This window comes from Stenotrophomonas nitritireducens, from assembly GCF_001700965.1.
In the GTDB taxonomy this organism is placed as follows: Bacteria; Pseudomonadota; Gammaproteobacteria; order Xanthomonadales; family Xanthomonadaceae; genus Stenotrophomonas; species Stenotrophomonas nitritireducens_A.
In genome coordinates, this window is record NZ_CP016756.1 from 477,285 (window position 1) to 494,394 (window position 17,110).

A 17,110-nucleotide genomic window follows, 5' to 3' on the forward strand; every position below is an offset into this window, starting at 1 on the left:
TTCCCAAATTGGGAAATTTGGTATATTTTCCCAACATCCAGACACGGACAGCGCCATGGACCTCTCTCTGAACCTGCTGGACCTTGAAAAGACGCCCGCCAGCGACGTCAAGGCCAAGGGCTGGCCTGAGCTGATGCGCAAGGTCGCCAGGCTCGGCGCAGTGGTGGTCACCAACCACAACCACCCGCAGGCAGTAGTGGTGTCTGCAGAGGAATACCAGCGCCTGGTCGCGCAGGCCTCAGGCGCCTCGGTCGCAGCGCAGCGCGCGCAGTCGCTCAAGCAACTGCAGGCCGAATTCGACACCCACCTCGCGGGGCTCGATGACGGCAAGGCCCTGGCCAAGGCATTGGATCGCCCTGCCCGGCGGGGGTTGAAGATCGTCCCGGGCAAATCGCTCTGACCGGTGGCACGGATCCTGGTATTGGCCGGCGTCAATGGCGCCGGCAAGAGTTCTTTGCTGGGCATGATGCTGCAGCACGACGGCGCGACCTGGTTCAATCCTGACGCCTTTACCCGGCAACTGGTGGAACAGGGCTGGCCGCTGGCCGAGGCCAATGCCACCGCCTGGCAGGAAGGTACCCGCCGCCTGCGTGAAGCAATGCAATCCAACCGCGACTACGCGTTCGAAACCACGCTCGGTGCCAACACCATTCCCAAGCTGTTGCATGAGGCCTGCGCGCAGCACGAAGTCACAATATGGTTCTGCGGCCTGGACAGCATCGAGCTGCACCTGCAGCGCGTTGCCGAGCGGGTGGCGGCCGGCGGCCACGATATTCCGGAAGACAAGATCCGCCAGCGCTACGACAGCTCACGCCTGAATCTGATCGAGCTGCTGCCGCATCTGACCAGGCTGCACGTTTACGACAACAGCCGGCCGCCGGACGCCGACGGCGCGGTTGAGCCCCTGCTGGTACTGGAAGTGGACCGTGGCCGGATCCTGTGCCCGGTGAGCCAGGAAGAGTTCGGACAGGTGCCCGAATGGGCTAAACCACTGGTGTGGGCTGCGCTCAAGGCGTTCCCGGTGGCGGCTGACGAGTAAAGGCGAAAGCTCCCCTCACCCGCCATTTGGGCCACCTTCTCCCGCACGCGGGAGAAGGCAGCGGCGCGCCTTTGCGCCCGACCTTGTCGCCCGAAAATCAGCGGCGCTCGATCACGAATTTGCCGAAGCCAATCCCCAGGCTCCAGCCCTGCCCGGTTCCCGCCAGCGCCAGGGAAACATCACCCTTGGTCATCGCCTGCGCATCGGTGGCGCGCGAGGCACTGGCATGGACTTCTGCCGCGGCATACGTGCCCAGCAGGTCGTTGAGCGTGTAGGCACCGGTAAAGCGGCCACGGCCGTCGGTGATGGTGGTGCGGCCCACGGTCAGGCCGCCGCCTTTGGCGGTGATCTTGACCGGAATACTGGCGCCGTTGTCACAGGTGATCGTGCCAGTGCCACTGGCGGTTTTGTAGAACGCCGACCAGCCCGACAGGTTGTAGTGCAATTCGCAATCGATATTGCCGGCTGCCTGCGCCGCCGGAGCGATACCCAGTACCAGCACGGCAGCTGCTGCCATCATCTTTTTCATCGCGCATCCTCTGCTTGATTGGAGCCGGCACCGAGACTGACAGCCCTCCTGCACATTGCAAAGAGCTGTCAGGCATGGCGCGCGGCCAGCGTTCAGCGAAGCACTACCGGGCCGCCCAGGGTGAACGCATCGGCATCGAGCATTGCCGGGAAACGTTCGCGATGCGCAGCCAGCGCTTGTGCCGAGACCGTCGTGGTGACTACCTGTTCACGCTCGCGGATTTCCAGCTGGGGTTGGCCAAGGAAATCGATCACCGCGCTGTCGCCGGAGTAATGCAGACCGTTGCCGTCCACGCCAATCCGGTTCACCACCGCCACGTAGCACAGGTTTTCAATCGCCCGTGCCCGCGCCAGCGTCTGCCAGGCATAGGCGCGGGCCGACGGCCAGTTGGCGACGAAGATCTGCAGGTCGAAATCCAGCTGCCCTGCCCGTTCGAAATCGAAGCGGTTGCGGCAGAACACCGGGAAACGCAGGTCGTAGCAGACCTGCGGATTGATCCGCCAGCCCTTCCACTCCACGCACAGACGCGCGTTGCCGGCCGCATAGCGCTTGTGCTCGCCGCCATAACGGAACAGATGGCGCTTGTCGTAATAGTGCAGCTCGCCCTCGGGTGTTGCCCACAGCAGGCGGTTGTAGACCTTGCCGTCCACCCGCAGCTGCACGCTACCGGTCACCACTGCATCCAGCGCGCGCGCCTGTTCAAGGATCCACGCAACGGTGGGGCCTTCCATGTCTTCGGCCTGGTCGATGGCCTCGTTGGAGAACCCGCTGGTAAACGTCTCCGGCAGGATCACCAGATCGGTGCTGCCGGCGAGCGGCGCCAACAAGGCGCCGTAATAGGCGCGGTTGCCGGCCGGGTCGTGCCAGCGGGTGTCGCCCTGCACCAGGGAAATTCGCAGGTCCTGCATTGTCGTCATCGTCCTGTAAGCCATGAAGAGAAAAACGCGGCGGCCGCCATGGCCGCGCCCAGCACCGGCAGCCCCCATTGCAGCCGCGCAATCCATCGATTGAGCGGTTGGCGCTGCTCGACCTCATCAAGCAGCGCCAGATAGTCGCGGGTGTAGCGGCCGACGCTGCCGCGAAACGCCAACCGACCCTCGTCCACCGGCACCCCGCGCGTCTGCAGGCCCGGCTGGACCACGGCAAGGAACAAGTAGCCTTTGACCACAGCCGCAAGCACAAACGCGGCAAACGCCAAACCGAAAACGAGCAGACCAGTGTCCATCGGCGCGCCTGCTGTCAAAGCGCCCGCAGGCGCTCGATAGCCGCATCCAGCGTCGCATCGTTCTTGGCAAAGCACAGCCGCACCAGGCGCTGCCCGGCCGGCGGAGTTTCATAGAACGGCGACAACGGAATGGCGGTGACGCCCTTCTCGATGGTCAGCCAACGCACGAATTCATGGTCCGGAAGATCGCTGATGGCCGAATAGTCAACCAGTTGGAAGTAGCCGCCCGGCACCGGCAGCGGCTTCAAGCGTGTGGTCAGCAACTGTTCGCGGAAGCGGTCACGCTTGCTCTGGTAGAACGCACCCAGTTCCAGGTGGTGCTCGGGCTCATCGCGGATCATCGCGGCAAAGCCGTACTGTGCCGGGCTGTAGGTGGTGAAGGTGTTGTACTGGTGCACCTTGCGGAACTCGGCCGTCATTGCCGGCGGCGCGATCGCGTAGCCGATCTTCCAGCCGGTGCAGTGATAGGTCTTGCCAAAGCTCGAGATCACGAACGCCCGCTCGCGCAGCTCTGGGTAACGCAGGGCCGACTCATGCCGCGCGCCGTCATAGATGATGTGTTCGTACACTTCATCGGAGATCAGGTAGATGTCGGTGCCACGCAGCACATCGGCCAGGGCCTGCATGTCATCGGCATTCAACATTGCCCCCGACGGGTTGTGCGGCGTATTGACCATCAGCATGCGGGTCTTCGGCGTGATCGCCGCTCGCACGCGGTCCCAATCCACCGCGAAAGTCTGCGGGTCCAGCGGCACATGCACAGCGCGCGCGCCGGCCAGATCAATTGCCGGCTCATAGCAGTCATAGGCCGGGTCCAGCACGATGACTTCCTCGCCGGCACGCACCACCGCGTGGATCGCATTGAAGATCGCCTCGGTGCCGCCGGAAGTGACGGTGATCTCGGTGTCCGCATCAACCTGCGCGCCATAGCAATCCAGCGCCTTCTGCGCGATGGCCTGGCGCAGCGGCGCCACCCCGGTCATCGGGGCGTACTGGTTCAAACCATCGCGCATCGCCTTGGCGGTTTCATCGATCAAGCGCTGCGGCGCTGAAAAATCAGGGAAGCCCTGGCCAAGATTGACCGCGCCGTGCTCGGCGGCCAGCTGCGACATCACGGTGAAAATGGTGGTGCCCACCTTGGGCAACTTGGTCTGCGGATGCATGGGTACGTACACACCGGGGGAGAAAACCCCGAGTGTACGCAAAGCCGGCATCGCCGGCCCGCCCTGGCGTGCCCCGGCAGCGCGGGACAGCGTCGGCCCGGCGCTATACTGCGCGCCCCGATGCGCTGCCCAGCCTGCGCCACCTGCCAAGGACGGAAGCGCCCGATCCGATGATTGAAACTGCAAACATCCCGCCGCTGCTCAGTGCACGTGGCCTGCGCTTCAGCCGCAATGACGATCCGGTATTCGGGCCACTGGACCTGCACGTGGACGCAGGCGAGGCCTTGCTGGTGCAAGGGAGCAACGGCGCCGGCAAGACCACCTTGCTGCGCGTGCTGGCCGGCCTGCTGCGCGCGGACGAAGGCCAGATCGAGATCGACTCGCGCCCGGCAGGCAACACCGACCGCTCGCGCTATATCGCTTACCTGAGCCATCTCACCGCGCTCAAGCAGGACCTGGGCACACTGGAGAACCTGCACTTTCTGTGCGGGCTGCAGGGCCGGCGGGCGCGGCAGATGCCGGGCAACGCCCTGGCCATCGTCGGCCTGGCCGGTTACGAGGACACGCTGGTGCGGCAGCTCTCGGCCGGCCAGAAGAAGCGTCTTTCGCTGGCCCGCATCTGGCTGTCGCCGGCGCCGATCTGGCTGCTGGACGAACCCTACGCCAACCTCGACCTGGAGGGGATCAACCTGGTCAACCGGATGATTTCAGCGCACCTGCGCAGCGGCGGCGCCGCGGTGGTGACCACGCATGGCGCCTATGCCGCACCGCCGGTGCGCAACCGCACGCTCACCTTGCACGCTGCCGGCAGCGAGGAGGACGCCGCATGAGCCTGTCCGGTCCGCAGCCCACCCTGCTCTCGGCCGCACGTGCCTTGCTGGCGCGCGACCTGAAACTGCTGTGGCGCCGCCGTGGCGACGCCGCGCAGCCAATCCTGTTCGCGGTGCTGGTGGTGGCGCTGTTCGCACTGGCGCTGGGCGGTGAGCCCAGGTTGCTGCAGAGCGTGGCCTCGGCCGTGCTTTGGCTGGCGATCCTGCTGGCCGGCCTGCTGTCGCTGGACACCCTGTTCCGCAGCGATGCCGAGGATGGTTCGCTGGAACAATGGCTGCTGTCACCGGTGCCGCTGGCCTGGCTGGTGGCGGTGCGGGTGTTCTCGCACTGGCTGACCACCGCCTTCCCGCTGGTGCTGGTCAGCCCGTTGCTGGCCGAACTGATGCATCTGCCGCGTGCACAGCTGCCGGTCCTGGTCACCGCATTGGCATTGGGCACGCCCCTGCTGAGCCTGCTCGGCGCGGTGGTTGCCGCCTTGACCGTGGGCATGCGCCGGGCCGGCATCCTGCTGGCATTGCTGGTGCTGCCGCTGTACGTGCCGGTGCTGGTATTCGGCGCCGGCGCGGTGGCGGCGGCGGCGCAGGGCTTCGATGCCAGCGGCGCCCTGTTGATGCTGGCAGCCGGGCTGCTGGTCAGCGCGGTGCTTGCGCCTTTGACGGCGGCGGCGGCAATCCGCATCGCCAACTCCTGAGGGCCAAAACAGCGCTATTCTTAAGATTGACTTCACAAAGCAAACCTAGCCCATGGCTGAGCGGCCCCACACCGAAGTCCCGAGCGTAGCCAAGCCCACCTTGCCGCCCCGCCCCGTGGTCGAACTGCAGCGGCGCGGCGAACTGCGGGTTGAGAAATTCCTCGCCGCTGCCACTGACGTCTTCAACGAAAAGGGCTACCAGGCTGCGCGCCTGGCCGACATCGTCAAGCGTGCCGGCGGCTCGATGGCCACGCTGTACCGTGCCTTCGGCGACAAGGAAGGGCTGATCCACGCCTTGATGGAGCAGAGCATCAATGACTTCGGGCGCAGCTTGGATACCCTGCTGCAATCGCCGTTGCCGCCCGCCCAAGCACTGGAAGAAGCCGCCGTGCAGATGGCAGAGGAAATCCTCTCGCCGACTCGACTTGCGTGTCACCGGGTGGTCATTGCCGAGGGCATGAACCAGCCCGGCCTGCGCGACTGGTTCCAGGCGCACGGTGTAGCGCCAATGGAAATCCTGCTCAGCCACTACTTCACCCGCGAAACCGCTGCCGGCCGCATGCACATCGAAGACCCCGACCAAGCCGCGCATTTTTTCTACATGGTGGTGATCGGCGGCTTGATCCTGCGCTCGGTCAACGGCCGCATCGACAGCAGCGATCTGCCGCGCGCGCAGCAACAGGCACGCGCAGCCGTGCGCCTGTTCATGGCCGGCGCCCTGCCGCGAAGCTGAACGGCAGCTTGCTGCAGCGCAGCTTGAACTGTACCCGGGCTCCTCACAGAATCGTGACGTAATCGACATTACGTTCTGATTGCCCAGTTGTCTCCCACCCATCGGCAGGGACAACACAAAGGAGGGGATCGTGCGGTTCTATCTCGCAGTGCTGGCACTGGTCGCAACCGCTGTTCTGGTCTCCGTCGCCTGGCTGGCCCCGGTAAAAGCCGATGCCAGCGGGCAGGCGGTCAAACTTCCCGAAACCCACTTCGCTTCCACCCAGTCCGGGCACGGATTCGACGCCCCGCCTGGCTTCGCCGATGCCGTCCCCGCGCGCAACAAGGCCCACCCGCAGGCCAAGGCCGTCGGCCAGCAGGTCTGCACGGCCTGCCACAGCAAGGAAAACGACAACTTCGCACATACCGCACACGCCGCCGGCATGCAGGTTGCGTTGGCGGCCAATCCCAATACCGCCACCTGCGAGGCCTGCCACGGGCCGGGTTCCGTACACGCCGCCAACCCGACCCAGAAGGGTTCGATCATTGCCTATACCCACGATGGCGGCACGCCGGTGGCAAACCAGACCGAGAGCTGCCTGGGCTGCCATTCCGGCGGCCCACGCGATGCCTGGCTGGGCTCGGTGCACCAGCGCAATGATCTGTCGTGCAGCGACTGCCACAACCCGATGGTCAAGTTTTCCGCCGAAGGCCTGACCGCCAAACAGTCGGTCAGCGAAACCTGCGCCACCTGCCACAAGGACATCCGCCAGCAGTTCAACCGGCGTTCGCACATGCCGCTGCCAGAGGGCGCCATCAGCTGTGTGGATTGCCACAACCCGCATGGCACGCTCAACCCCACCCTGCTCAAGACCGATACGGTCAACGAGACCTGCTACCAGTGCCACGCCGAAAAACGCGGCCCATTCCTGTTCGAGCATGCGCCGGTGCGCGAGAGCTGCCTGAACTGCCATCAGGTACACGGCTCCAACCAGCATGCCCTGCTGGTGGCGCCGATCCCGATGCTGTGCCAGCAATGCCACTCTCATACCCGCCACCCCAACGACCTGCAGACCGAGTCCTCGCTCGGCAACGGACTGACCGCTGATGAACGCCTGATGGGACGCGGCTGCATCACCTGCCACGCCCAGGTACACGGCTCCAACCATCCTTCCGGCCCACGTCTGCACAAGTAAAGGGAGAACGGCATGTGCACACGGAATCGTTCTAGTAACTGCCGCTGCTCATTGTTGTCCCTGACTTTGATTGCCGGCCTTGCACAGGCCCAGGACAGCGGTGGCGGCGTCGACCTGCAGTTCGGCAACTGGCTGGACCCCAGCGGCCGCATCGGTTGGGATGGCTGTGATCCGGAGGGCAACAGCTGGCTGAGTGCCGAACCCAAGCGCACGCCCACCGGCTTTCTGTATGGATGTGCGCCACAGCTGGCCGCTGCCAAACCCGTTGGCGACAACGGCTGGACCTGGTCGGGCAATGTCGCGCTTGGCTACCTGCACCTCAGTGGCGATGAGCGCAATACCAACTGGCGCCGCTTCCGCGATGCCGACGACGGCGTCGTCCTGCAGGCGAACTTCAGCCTGGCACGCGCCGAGGATGGGCGCTACGTGGACGTGCGCATGAGCCACCTGGACCGCGACAACCAGTACCTGCGCGCGGTGTTCGGGCAGGCGGGCCGCTACAAGGTGCAGGCGTTCGCACGCAGCACGCCGAATGTGCTCAGCGGCAACGCACGTTCAATCTGGGATGGCGTGGGCAGCGCGCACCTGACCCTCAAACCCGGGCTCAGCGCAGCCGGAAGCAGCGCCGCGCAGGTGGCGGCAATTTCCGCAGTGCAGCCGCTCAGCACTTTGAGCGTGGTGCGCGACAAGGTGGGTGTGAGCATCAACTACCTGCTCAACCCGCGCTGGACCGGCTATGCCAGCCTCAGCCACGAAGAACGCAGCGGCGCGCGTCCCTTCGGCGGGCCGTTCTTCTTCAACTATCCGTTCCCGGCCAACGGCGGCGTCTATGAGATCCCCCGCCCCATCGATGACAGCACGCTCAACTTCATGGGCGGCATGCGCTTCGTCGGCAATGTCTGGCGTAGCGATTTCAACTACACCGGCTCGTTCTTCCGCAACGCGCACAGTTCCTATGACTACCAGGTGCCGTACGGTCTGTATTCGGTGGCCGGCGCCTATACGCCGCCGCTGACCCAGGGCTCGTTCGCCTATGAACCGGAGAACGACTACCACCGCCTCGGTGCCACCTTTGGCCGCAGGCTTCCGGCCTGGAATGGCGATTTCTCGGTGAACCTGGCACTGACCACCATGCGCCAGAACGACAAGCTGCTGGCACCAATGGACTGCCAAGGCCAGTTCGGGCAGGCGCTGGCACCGCCCTTCATGTACGACTGTGCCAACTGGAACACCACCGATGCACTGTCGCGCAAGCGCGCCGGCCTGGCCATCAACAACCAGAAGGTGGATGCACGGCTGGTGCTGATGCCCAATGACGATGTCACCTGGCGCAATACCGCACGCTATCTGCGCGAGGACTACAGCGGCAGCTACTGGGCCTACAACCCGCTCACCGACCAGTACGGCTACATCGCCGAGAACGGCGCGCAGGGCAGCGTGGTGCCTGGCGAAATGGGGGTCTGGGATCGCGGCCCGAACGCCTCGGTGCTCACCCGCATCCGCAACCTGCCGCTGGACAAGGAAACGCGCGAGGTCTCGACCGGCGCCGACTTCCGCAGCAGCAACAAGAACACCTTGTCGGCCAGCTATACCTATACTGCGATCGAACGCGCCCACCGCGAGGTCGCCACCACCCACGACAACCTGCTCAAGTTCGGCTGGAACAACCGCGCCCTGGAGTGGCTGACCTTCCGAGCCAATTATTCCTACCTCGACCGCAGCGGCAGCAGGTATTACTACGACCCCTACGAGTTCACCTTCTCCAGTTCCCTGCCCGGATTTGTCGAGCCCGCGGGTGGGCTGAGCCCGCATACGGTATCCAACCTGCGCAAATACGACATCGCCTCGCGCACGCAGCAGAAGCTGGACCTGATGGCCACCTTCATCCTGCCGCATGACATGACCGTCTACACCTCGGTGCGTGGCGACCGCAACCGCTATGACGCGCAGATTGGCCGGCAACGTTTTGACACCTATGCCGGCAGCGTGCAGTGGGAGTGGCAGCCCAACCCCAACACCACTGCCAGCGCCTGGTATGGGCTGGACCGCTCCACCCTGGTATTTGCCAACGTCAACGACGCCACCGGCTCGGACCCGGCACTGGGCGGCCCGACCTATCCGGACGCCAATCGCTGGTGGATGGACGATGCACAGCGCAACCACTACGCCGGTTTGAACTTCACCCGCCGGCTGGGCCGCGCCACCCTGGACCTTGCCTGGAACTGGACCTATTCGCGCGGCACGACCAGCTACCGGATGAACTCGCCCGGCGCCCTGACCACGCCGGCCAATGCAGCACTGGCCAGCGGCAGCTATCCGGTGATGGTGTACCGGGTCAACTCGGTGACTGCCGGCCTGTCGCTGCCGCTGAACAAGCGCATGCGCCTGCGGCTGTTTGATACCTATGAGCGCGGCAATCTGTCGGACTGGCATTACTTCGGCTTCGAGGACACCCTGGTCTATGACCATCGGGTGTATACCGATGGCGGCCCGTCCAGCTACAACGTCAATCTGGTCGGCATGCTGTTCGAGGTGGCCCTATGAAGGCGCTCTGGTTGATCGCCGCGCTCGCGGCCAGCCCACAAGCCGATCCGCCGGCAAGTACCGACGCGCCTGCGGCCACGCTTTCCGCCGAAAGCGCCACAACGCCACAGCCTCCGCCTCGCTACGACCTGCGCAGCGCATACGCCGCAAACGGTGACGCGGCGGCCGGCAAGGGCAAATCCGAGGTCTGCGCGGCCTGCCATGGCGGCGACGGCATCGCCATCACCCCGGCCTTTCCGAATCTTGCCGGGCAGAAAGCCGCCTATCTGTACTGGGCGCTGCATGCCTACAAGAGCGGGCGCATGCCCGAGTCACCGATGACCGCGATGGCCGCGCCGCTGGAAGAACAGGACATCCGCGACCTGTCGGCCTACTACGCCGGGCTGCCGGTGCCGGCACCTGCCGCCGATGCGCCACCCATCGACCTCGACCCGGCCCTGCTCAGCCAGGGCCAGGCCATCTACATGGGCGGTGACACCCCCAAGGGCATTCCGCCCTGCCAGGGCTGTCACGGCGTCGACGGCCGCGGCAACCCGCAGGCCGGTTTTGTCGACCGTAGCGGGCGCATGCCGTATGCCGCCTACCCGGCCCTGCGAGGGCAACAGAACGACTACCTGCAGACCCGCCTGCAGCAGTTCCATGATGATGCGGTCGACGCCTCCAGCAACAGCCGGGTCATGCACGGCATCGGCCAGCGGCTGGACGCGGACAGCATCAAGGCGGTATCCACCTGGCTTTCATCGCTCAAGCAATAGAACCAACCCCACCCGCCACCGCGCGGCGTGTTCCCGCTGCCCTGTTCAAGAAGTCACCGATAAGGAGTTACCCATGAAGTCCCGTATTTTCCTTGCCCTGCTGCTGATCGGCGGCGCATCTGCCGCGCACGCCTCCGATACCTGTTCGGTCAGCCTGGAAGGCAACGATGCGATGAAGTTCAATGCCACCAACATCGACGTGCCCAAGAGCTGCACGAACTTCACCATCAATCTGAAGCACGCCGGCAAGATGGCCAAGAACGTCATGGGCCACAACGTGGTGGTGGCCAAAACCACGGACATGGCAGGCATCGATAGCGACGGCATGAAGGCCGGGCTGGCGGCGGACTACATCAAGGCCGGCGACACCCGCGTCATCGCCCACAGCAAGGTGGTCGGTGGCGGCGAATCCACCTCCGTCTCGATCCCGGTCGCCCGCCTCACCGCTGCAGCCGCCCCGCTGTCGTTCTTCTGCAGCTTCCCCGGCCACGCGACGATGATGAAGGGCACGGTGACCCTCAAGTAAGCCAACCCGCCCCGCCGATATCCGGAATTGGGGTATCTTGCGCTAGTCTGAAAACAGCAACGGTGGTGCAGCCCGCACCGCCCAGCCGGTCGGGCCGCAGATCGCGGCCCGGCCATCGTCTTCCTCAGCGAGCGAGCGGATGTTCAAAGGTTTAGCAGGTTGGTTTCACAAGCTGGGCTCCCCGCCTTACTTCGATACCTTCGCCGCCCGTTGGTCCACCTGGTGTTACATCGCCTCCCTGCCCCTGTTCGGCTTCGGCCTGTGGCAGGCATTGGCGGTGGTGCCGGCCGACTACCAGCAGGGCGATAGCTTCCGCATTCTTTATATCCACGTGCCGTCGGCATGGATGAGCCTGTTCGTATTCGGGCTGATGGCCTTGTACAGCGCCATCGCGCTGATCTGGCGGATCAAGCTGTGCGAAATCCTGGCCATGGCCTGCGCGCCCATCGGCGCCGCATTCACCCTGATCACCCTGCTCACCGGCAGCATCTGGGGCAAGCCCATGTGGGGCACCTGGTGGGACTGGGACCCGCGCCTGACCACCGAACTGATCCTGCTGTTCATGTACCTGGGGGTGATGGGCCTGTACGCCGCCATCGATGACCGCCGCGCCGCCGCGCGCGCGGCCGGCCTGTTGGCCCTCGTCGGTGTGGTGATGCTGCCCATCATCCGTTACTCGGTGGTGTGGTGGAACTCGCTGCACCAGGGCCAGACCATCCGCGTGTTCGGCGAATCCAGCATGGACAGCAGCATGATCCTGCCGCTGTGGATCATGGTGCTGGCCACCAAGTTCTGGTTCGCCGGCTCGCTGCTGGCGCGTGCGCGCGCCGACAACCTGCGCCGCGAGGTTGGCAAGGCCTGGCTGCGCGAACGGCTGGAGAAATCGGCATGAGCTATTTCAAATATGTGGCGCTGGCCTACGCGGTGTTCTTCATTGTGCTGGCCTGGGATTTCATCGTGCCGCGCCTGCAGATCCGCCAGCAACTGCGCGAGGCCCGTGCGCGTCTCAGCCGCGCCAAGCGTGCCAGCGCTGCGGCCGTTGACGAGGAACTGAGCCGATGAGCCCGACCCAACGCCGCCGCCTGCTATGGGTATTGCTGGTGGTGCTGGTGGCCGGTGCCGCCGTCGCTCTTGTCAGCACTGCCCTGCAACGCAATATCGCCTATCTGTACACCCCGGCCGAGGTCAAAGCCGGCAAGGTTACGCCCGACGCCCGTTTCCGGCTCGGCGGCATGGTGGCCAAAGGCTCGTTCAAGCGCGAACCCGGCGCCCTGCTGGCACGTTTCGAAGTCACCGATGGCGATGCGTTGCTGCCGGTAACCTACGACCGCATCCTGCCGGACCTTTTCCGCGAAGGCCAGGCCGTGGTCGCCACCGGGCGCATGGCCAACGGCGTGTTCGTTGCCGAGGATGTGCTGGCCAAGCACGACGAGACCTATATGCCCAAGGAGCTGGCCGACAAGATGGGCGTGGCGCACGACAAGCATCAGGTCCCGACCGCCACCCCAACCACGGGAACGCCCTGAGTGCTTGGTGAAATCGGACAGGTATTACTGATACTCGCGCTGCTGGCGGCCCTGCTGCAAAGCGTCCTGCCTCTGATCGGCGCCCAACGCGGCATTCCCGCACTCACCGCGATAGCACGGCCGGCAGCGATGCTGCAACTGACCATGGTGCTGGCCGCCTTCGTGGTGTTGACCATCGCTTTCGTGCGCCAGGATTTCTCGCTGCGCTACGTGGCCGACAATTCCAACTCGCTGCTGCCGATGATTTACCGCTACTCGGCGGTATGGGGCGCGCACGAAGGCTCGCTGCTGATGTGGTCGCTGGTGCTGGCGCTGTGGACCGCCGCCGTTGCCGAGTTCTCACGGCAGCTGCCGTCGGAAGTGGTGGCGCGGGTACTGGCGGTAATGGGCATGATCAGTGTGGGCTTCCTCGCCTTCCTGCTGTTCACCTCCAACCCGTTTGCACGCCTGCTGCCGGCGCCGTCTGAAGGCCACGACCTCAACCCGCTGCTGCAGGACCCGGGGCTGATCATCCATCCACCGCTGCTGTATCTGGGCTACGTCGGCTTCGCGGTGCCGTTCGCCTTCGCCATTGCCGCGTTGATCGATGGCCGCATCGACGTGCGCTGGCTGCGCTGGACCCGGCCATGGACCAACGCGGCATGGGGCTTTTTGACCATCGGCATCGCCCTGGGCAGCTGGTGGGCCTATTACGAGCTGGGCTGGGGTGGCTGGTGGTTCTGGGACCCGGTGGAGAACGCCAGCTTCATGCCATGGCTGGTAGGCGCAGCCCTGCTTCATTCGCAGGCGGCCACTGAAAAACGCGGCGTGTTTGTCGGCTGGACCTTGTTGCTGGCCATCGCCGCGTTCGCGTTGTCGCTGCTGGGCACCTTTCTGGTGCGCTCGGGCGTGCTGACCAGCGTGCATTCGTTTGCCGCCGATCCGTCGCGCGGCCTGTTCATCCTGATTTTCCTGGGCGTCGTCGTCGGCGGCTCGCTGCTGCTGTATGCGCTGCGCGCGCCCGGCATTGGCGGCAACAGTGCCGATCCGCGCCGCGCCTTCGCCCTCAACTCGCGCGAAAGCCTGCTGCTGGTCAACAACCTGCTGCTCAGCTGCGCCTGTGCCATGGTGCTGCTGGGCACCTTGTATCCGCTGCTGGCCGACGCGCTCGACCTGGGCAAGGTATCGGTGGGGCCGCCGTATTTCGGCACGCTGTTCCTGGTGTTGATGGCGCCGATGATCGTCTTGCTGCCATTCGGCCCGCTGAGCCGTTGGCAGCGCGAACAAGGCCTGCGCACGCTGGCATTGCTCGCCCCCTGGGCCGGGCTGGCGGTGCTGCTGGGCATCATCGGCTGGTGGATGGCGCCGCAGGGCAAGTTCAAGACCGCCGTCGGCATCGCCGGTGCGGCATGGGTGGCCGGTGGTACCGGCTATTACCTGTGGACCCGGCTGCGCAAGGGCGGCCGCCTCAATGCCGAGACCTGGGGCATGCTGATCGCGCACTTCGGCGTTGCCGTGTTCCTGGTCGGCGCGTTGCTGGTGGAAGCGCTGCATGTGCAGCACGAAGTCGCCCTGGCGCCCGGCAAGACCGTCGATGCCGGCGGCTATACGCTGCTGTTCGAGGGCGTGGACGCGACCGACGGGCCCAATTACCACTCCGACCGTGGCCACCTGCAGGTGCTGCGCGGCGATACCTTGATCACCCGCCTGCACCCGGAAAAACGCATGTACGCCAGTGGCGGCCAGCCGATGACCGAAGCCGGCATCCACCCCGCCCTGGGTGGCGATATCTACGTAGCACTGGGAGAATCACTGGGCGACGGCTCGTGGGCCGTGCGCGTACAGATCAAACCTTTTGTCCGCTGGATCTGGCTGGGCGCGGCGCTGATGGCGCTGGGCGGTTTCATCACCGCCGTCGACCGCCGTTTCCGTCGGCTGCCTGAGAAATCGAAATGAATAGTCCCTCACCCAACTCCTCCCATCGGTTGCCGCCGGTCGCCATCGTCCTTGGCGTGCTGTTCTTCCTCGGCCTGATGGGCTTGATGCTGTACGGCGTCAGCCGCTCCGGCCAACCGGACCGCGACAGCCTGCCCTCGGCCCTGCTCAACAAGCCGGCACCGGCGTTTTCATTGCCGGTGCTGCACGACCCCAGCGTGCACGTCACCGACAAACAACTGCGCGGCGCGCCCTATCTGCTCAATGTCTGGGGCAGCTGGTGCCCGACCTGCCGCGATGAACACCCCATCCTGACCCGCTTTGCCGAAACCAAGCGCGTGCGCGTGATCGGCTACAACTGGAAGGACGAGCCCAGCGAAGCGCTGCGCTGGCTTGAGCAGCTGGGCAACCCGTACATGGTGGTACTGGCCGACCAGGATGGCCGCACCGCACTGGACTGGGGCATCGCCGCCGCGCCGGAAACCTTCCTGGTCGACGGCAGCGGCATCGTGCGCTGGAAGTACAGCGGCGCCATCACCCAGGAAGTCATGGACCAGCAGCTGATTCCGGCATTGGAAAAAGTCGAAGCGGCAGCGGGCGGGTCGCGCGGCGCACCCGACTTTGGAGCCACCCGATGAAAGCCTGGGCTGGCATGTTGCTGTGGCTGTGCTTGGCGTTCACCGCCAGCGCACAACCGGCCGGCGACCCCAGCCCGCTGCATTACCGCGACCGCGCCGAGGAAGTGCGTTTCCACGCACTGACCGCGGAGCTGCGTTGCGTGCAATGCCAGAACCAGTCGTTGGCCGATTCCAACGCGCAGATCGCCCACGACCTGCGCCGCGAAGTACTCAAACTGATGCAGGAAGGCCGCACAGACGCACAGATCAAACAGTTCCTCGTCGAGCGTTACGGCGAGTTCGTGTTGTACCGCCCGCAGCTGGAAGCCAGCACAGCGCTGCTCTGGTTCGGGCCTGGCCTGCTGTTGCTGGCCGGCGCGGTGTTGCTGGTCCTGCATGTACGCCGCCGGGGCCGCGCGGTGCCTGTTGCCACCAATGACGACACCAGCCAGGAAGAACGCGAATGGTGAATGCTGGATTCCTGGCAGGTGCAGGACTGCTGGCCGTGCTTGCAACCGGCATCACCCTGTGGCCGCTGTGGCGCGCCGGCAAGCGGCGCGTCTGGGGAAGTCTGGTCGCCATGGCGCTGGTCGCCACGCTGGGCCTGTACCAGTGGCTGGGCACACCGGCGGCGCTGCAGGCACATGCCGAGGCCGCTGCTGCACCGCAGACCATCGAAGAAGGCATCGCCCAACTGCAGGCCGCATTGGAACAGAACCCCGAGCGTGTGGATGGCTGGGTGTTGCTGGCCCGCTCGCAGCTGGAGATCGGCAAGGTTGCCGATGCCGCCGCGTCCTACCAACGCGCCGCGCAGCTGGCCCCGGATGAACCGATGCTGCTGATCGAGGCCGCACAGACCCGCGCGCAGGCCAATCCCGCCTTCCTGTTCGACGTCACCGCACAGCAGTGGCTGGTCCACGCGCGACAGATAGCGCCGGATAACGAGCGCGCCATCTGGCTGACCGGCATCGTGCAACGCCAGCAAGGCCAGAACGAACTGGCCGCGCAGACCTGGGAAAGCCTGCTGTCACGGCTGGAACCCGCTGCCGCCAGCGCACTGCAGGAACAGATCGACATCGCCCGAGGCAAGACCCCGAGCACCGCCCATGCCACCGCCGCGGCAAGCACGCCTGCCAGTGGCGGCGGCAATAGCATCACCGTAACCGTAAGCCTGGCGCCGGCATTGGCCGCGCGCGCGGCCTCCGGTAAGGAAACCCTGTTCGTCATCGCCCGCATCCCCGGCGGTCCGCCGATGCCGGTGGCGGTCGAACGCCACCCGGCGCAAAGCGCGCCGCTGACGGTTACCTTGGATGATGCCGACAGCCCGATGCCGACGCAGAAGCTGTCGGCCCTGCAGGAGGTGGAAGTATTCGCCCGCCTGTCCGCCAGCGGCACCGCGATGCGCGGCGAAGGCGACGTCGAGTCGGCACCGGTCAAGGTCAAGCTGCCTGCCGATAAGCCCATGACGATCACGCTGGGTCAATAACGCCCAGCGGGCAGCTTTGCGGGAACAGCGTTTGTAGGAGCGGCGTAAGCCGCGAAGCTGGCCGTGCCGAAGCACACGGCACCAGTGCCACCTGACTGGCGCGCTAGCTTCGCGGCTTACGCCGCTCCTACAAAAGCGGGGCCTCGCCCTGCCCGATATCGCCACAGCCCCGTAGCCCGGGTAAGCACAGCGCACCCGGGGAACTCGGCACAACAGGCAACGCCCTGCAAGCAGCGTTGTGGGAGCGGCATAAGCCGCGAAGCTTCGCGGCTTACGCCGCTCCCACAAAAGCTGGGCCCCGCCCTAGGCGATATGGCCACAGCATCGCCGCGAGGAAATACCCAGATAACCAGCGGT

General features: G+C 65.4%; 20 protein-coding genes. 16 read left to right on the plus strand and 4 right to left on the minus strand.

Annotation, left to right across the window (positions count from 1 at the left end; genetic code table 11):
- Positions 1 to 55: 55 nt before the first annotated feature.
- Complete coding sequence (locus BCV67_RS02090) at positions 56 to 400, plus strand: type II toxin-antitoxin system prevent-host-death family antitoxin (RefSeq protein WP_062171332.1); 345 nt, start codon at positions 56 to 58, stop codon at positions 398 to 400.
- A gap of 3 nt (positions 401 to 403) precedes the next feature.
- On the plus strand, positions 404 to 1,039 hold the full coding sequence (locus BCV67_RS02095) for an AAA family ATPase (protein ID WP_156455729.1): 636 nt from the start codon (positions 404 to 406) through the stop codon (positions 1,037 to 1,039).
- A gap of 97 nt (positions 1,040 to 1,136) precedes the next feature.
- Here BCV67_RS02095 and BCV67_RS02100 read toward each other — a convergent pair whose 3' ends face one another.
- The 4 genes from BCV67_RS02100 to BCV67_RS02115 form a co-directional block, all read right to left on the minus strand.
- On the minus strand, positions 1,137 to 1,568 hold the full coding sequence (locus tag BCV67_RS02100; RefSeq protein ID WP_062166265.1) for a carboxypeptidase regulatory-like domain-containing protein: 432 nt from the start codon (positions 1,566 to 1,568) through the stop codon (positions 1,137 to 1,139).
- 92 nt (positions 1,569 to 1,660) lie between these two features.
- Entirely contained in the window at positions 1,661 to 2,476 is an 816-nt protein-coding gene (locus BCV67_RS02105; protein ID WP_062166266.1) for an amidohydrolase, read from the minus strand.
- A gap of 5 nt (positions 2,477 to 2,481) precedes the next feature.
- Positions 2,482 to 2,793: a hypothetical protein gene (locus BCV67_RS02110; RefSeq protein ID WP_062166267.1), complete on the minus strand. Its 312-nt coding sequence runs from the start codon at positions 2,791 to 2,793 to the stop codon at positions 2,482 to 2,484.
- A gap of 14 nt (positions 2,794 to 2,807) precedes the next feature.
- On the minus strand, positions 2,808 to 3,956 hold the full coding sequence (locus BCV67_RS02115; protein ID WP_062166268.1) for a pyridoxal phosphate-dependent aminotransferase: 1,149 nt from the start codon (positions 3,954 to 3,956) through the stop codon (positions 2,808 to 2,810).
- A 170-nt stretch (positions 3,957 to 4,126) separates the two neighbouring features.
- On the opposite strand from BCV67_RS02115, the gene ccmA reads away from it, so the two are divergent.
- From ccmA to BCV67_RS02185, 14 genes are all read left to right on the plus strand, one after another.
- On the plus strand, positions 4,127 to 4,786 hold the full coding sequence (ccmA, locus tag BCV67_RS02120) for a heme ABC exporter ATP-binding protein CcmA (RefSeq protein WP_062166269.1): 660 nt from the start codon (positions 4,127 to 4,129) through the stop codon (positions 4,784 to 4,786).
- Positions 4,783 to 5,478: a heme exporter protein CcmB gene (gene ccmB, locus BCV67_RS02125; RefSeq protein ID WP_062166270.1), complete on the plus strand. Its 696-nt coding sequence runs from the start codon at positions 4,783 to 4,785 to the stop codon at positions 5,476 to 5,478. The genes ccmA and ccmB overlap by 4 nt, the downstream gene beginning before the upstream one ends.
- 52 nt (positions 5,479 to 5,530) lie before the next feature.
- Positions 5,531 to 6,211 carry a TetR/AcrR family transcriptional regulator gene (locus tag BCV67_RS02130; RefSeq protein ID WP_062166271.1) on the plus strand — a complete coding sequence of 227 codons (681 nt, stop codon included), beginning with the start codon at positions 5,531 to 5,533 and terminating at the stop codon, positions 6,209 to 6,211.
- Positions 6,212 to 6,341: 130 nt separating this feature from the next.
- A complete protein-coding gene (locus BCV67_RS02135; protein WP_237334381.1) occupies positions 6,342 to 7,385 on the plus strand; it encodes a DmsE family decaheme c-type cytochrome in 1,044 nt (347 codons plus the stop codon).
- Between the two features lie 54 nt (positions 7,386 to 7,439).
- Complete coding sequence (locus BCV67_RS02140; RefSeq protein WP_172837713.1) at positions 7,440 to 9,929, plus strand: MtrB/PioB family outer membrane beta-barrel protein; 2,490 nt, start codon at positions 7,440 to 7,442, stop codon at positions 9,927 to 9,929.
- Entirely contained in the window at positions 9,926 to 10,684 is a 759-nt protein-coding gene (locus tag BCV67_RS02145; protein ID WP_062166276.1) for a c-type cytochrome, read from the plus strand. The genes BCV67_RS02140 and BCV67_RS02145 overlap by 4 nt, the downstream gene beginning before the upstream one ends.
- A gap of 73 nt (positions 10,685 to 10,757) precedes the next feature.
- Positions 10,758 to 11,210: an azurin gene (azu, locus tag BCV67_RS02150; protein ID WP_062166277.1), complete on the plus strand. Its 453-nt coding sequence runs from the start codon at positions 10,758 to 10,760 to the stop codon at positions 11,208 to 11,210.
- Between the two features lie 139 nt (positions 11,211 to 11,349).
- The gene (gene ccmC / locus BCV67_RS02155; protein WP_062166278.1) at positions 11,350 to 12,102 is read left to right on the plus strand and encodes a heme ABC transporter permease CcmC; all 753 of its coding nucleotides are present in this window, start codon (positions 11,350 to 11,352) and stop codon (positions 12,100 to 12,102) included.
- On the plus strand, positions 12,099 to 12,272 hold the full coding sequence (gene ccmD, locus BCV67_RS02160) for a heme exporter protein CcmD (protein WP_065868010.1): 174 nt from the start codon (positions 12,099 to 12,101) through the stop codon (positions 12,270 to 12,272). Before ccmC ends, ccmD begins: the two co-directional genes overlap by 4 nt.
- Positions 12,269 to 12,736, plus strand: a complete 468-nt coding sequence (gene ccmE / locus BCV67_RS02165; RefSeq protein ID WP_062166279.1) for a cytochrome c maturation protein CcmE — start codon at positions 12,269 to 12,271, stop codon at positions 12,734 to 12,736. Before ccmD ends, ccmE begins: the two co-directional genes overlap by 4 nt.
- The gene (locus BCV67_RS02170) at positions 12,737 to 14,671 is read left to right on the plus strand and encodes a heme lyase CcmF/NrfE family subunit (RefSeq protein ID WP_062166280.1); all 1,935 of its coding nucleotides are present in this window, start codon (positions 12,737 to 12,739) and stop codon (positions 14,669 to 14,671) included. It begins immediately after the preceding gene.
- Positions 14,668 to 15,288: a DsbE family thiol:disulfide interchange protein gene (locus BCV67_RS02175; protein ID WP_062166281.1), complete on the plus strand. Its 621-nt coding sequence runs from the start codon at positions 14,668 to 14,670 to the stop codon at positions 15,286 to 15,288. The genes BCV67_RS02170 and BCV67_RS02175 overlap by 4 nt, the downstream gene beginning before the upstream one ends.
- The gene (locus tag BCV67_RS02180) at positions 15,285 to 15,737 is read left to right on the plus strand and encodes a cytochrome c-type biogenesis protein (protein WP_062166282.1); all 453 of its coding nucleotides are present in this window, start codon (positions 15,285 to 15,287) and stop codon (positions 15,735 to 15,737) included. The genes BCV67_RS02175 and BCV67_RS02180 overlap by 4 nt, the downstream gene beginning before the upstream one ends.
- Positions 15,731 to 16,753, plus strand: coding sequence for a tetratricopeptide repeat protein (locus BCV67_RS02185; RefSeq protein ID WP_062166283.1), 1,023 nt, complete (start codon positions 15,731 to 15,733; stop codon positions 16,751 to 16,753). Before BCV67_RS02180 ends, BCV67_RS02185 begins: the two co-directional genes overlap by 7 nt.
- Positions 16,754 to 17,110: the final 357 nt, after the last annotated feature.

Bases quoted from the DNA above. Each gene is read 5' to 3' on its own strand.
- ccmE (WP_062166279.1), top strand. From the start codon at position 12,269: ATGAGCCCGACCCAACGCCGCCGCCTGCTATGGGTATTGCTGGTGGTG.
- ccmB (WP_062166270.1), top strand. From the start codon at position 4,783: ATGAGCCTGTCCGGTCCGCAGCCCACCCTGCTCTCGGCCGCACGTGCC.
- BCV67_RS02185 (WP_062166283.1), top strand. From the start codon at position 15,731: ATGGTGAATGCTGGATTCCTGGCAGGTGCAGGACTGCTGGCCGTGCTT.
- azu (WP_062166277.1), top strand. From the start codon at position 10,758: ATGAAGTCCCGTATTTTCCTTGCCCTGCTGCTGATCGGCGGCGCATCT.
- BCV67_RS02105 (WP_062166266.1), bottom strand. From the start codon at position 2,476: ATGCAGGACCTGCGAATTTCCCTGGTGCAGGGCGACACCCGCTGGCAC.
- BCV67_RS02115 (WP_062166268.1), bottom strand. From the start codon at position 3,956: ATGCATCCGCAGACCAAGTTGCCCAAGGTGGGCACCACCATTTTCACC.
- ccmA (WP_062166269.1), top strand. From the start codon at position 4,127: ATGATTGAAACTGCAAACATCCCGCCGCTGCTCAGTGCACGTGGCCTG.
- ccmC (WP_062166278.1), top strand. From the start codon at position 11,350: ATGTTCAAAGGTTTAGCAGGTTGGTTTCACAAGCTGGGCTCCCCGCCT.
- BCV67_RS02180 (WP_062166282.1), top strand. From the start codon at position 15,285: ATGAAAGCCTGGGCTGGCATGTTGCTGTGGCTGTGCTTGGCGTTCACC.
- BCV67_RS02145 (WP_062166276.1), top strand. From the start codon at position 9,926: ATGAAGGCGCTCTGGTTGATCGCCGCGCTCGCGGCCAGCCCACAAGCC.
- ccmD (WP_065868010.1), top strand. From the start codon at position 12,099: ATGAGCTATTTCAAATATGTGGCGCTGGCCTACGCGGTGTTCTTCATT.
- BCV67_RS02090 (WP_062171332.1), top strand. From the start codon at position 56: ATGGACCTCTCTCTGAACCTGCTGGACCTTGAAAAGACGCCCGCCAGC.
- BCV67_RS02130 (WP_062166271.1), top strand. From the start codon at position 5,531: ATGGCTGAGCGGCCCCACACCGAAGTCCCGAGCGTAGCCAAGCCCACC.
- BCV67_RS02175 (WP_062166281.1), top strand. From the start codon at position 14,668: ATGAATAGTCCCTCACCCAACTCCTCCCATCGGTTGCCGCCGGTCGCC.
- BCV67_RS02100 (WP_062166265.1), bottom strand. From the start codon at position 1,568: ATGAAAAAGATGATGGCAGCAGCTGCCGTGCTGGTACTGGGTATCGCT.
- BCV67_RS02110 (WP_062166267.1), bottom strand. From the start codon at position 2,793: ATGGACACTGGTCTGCTCGTTTTCGGTTTGGCGTTTGCCGCGTTTGTG.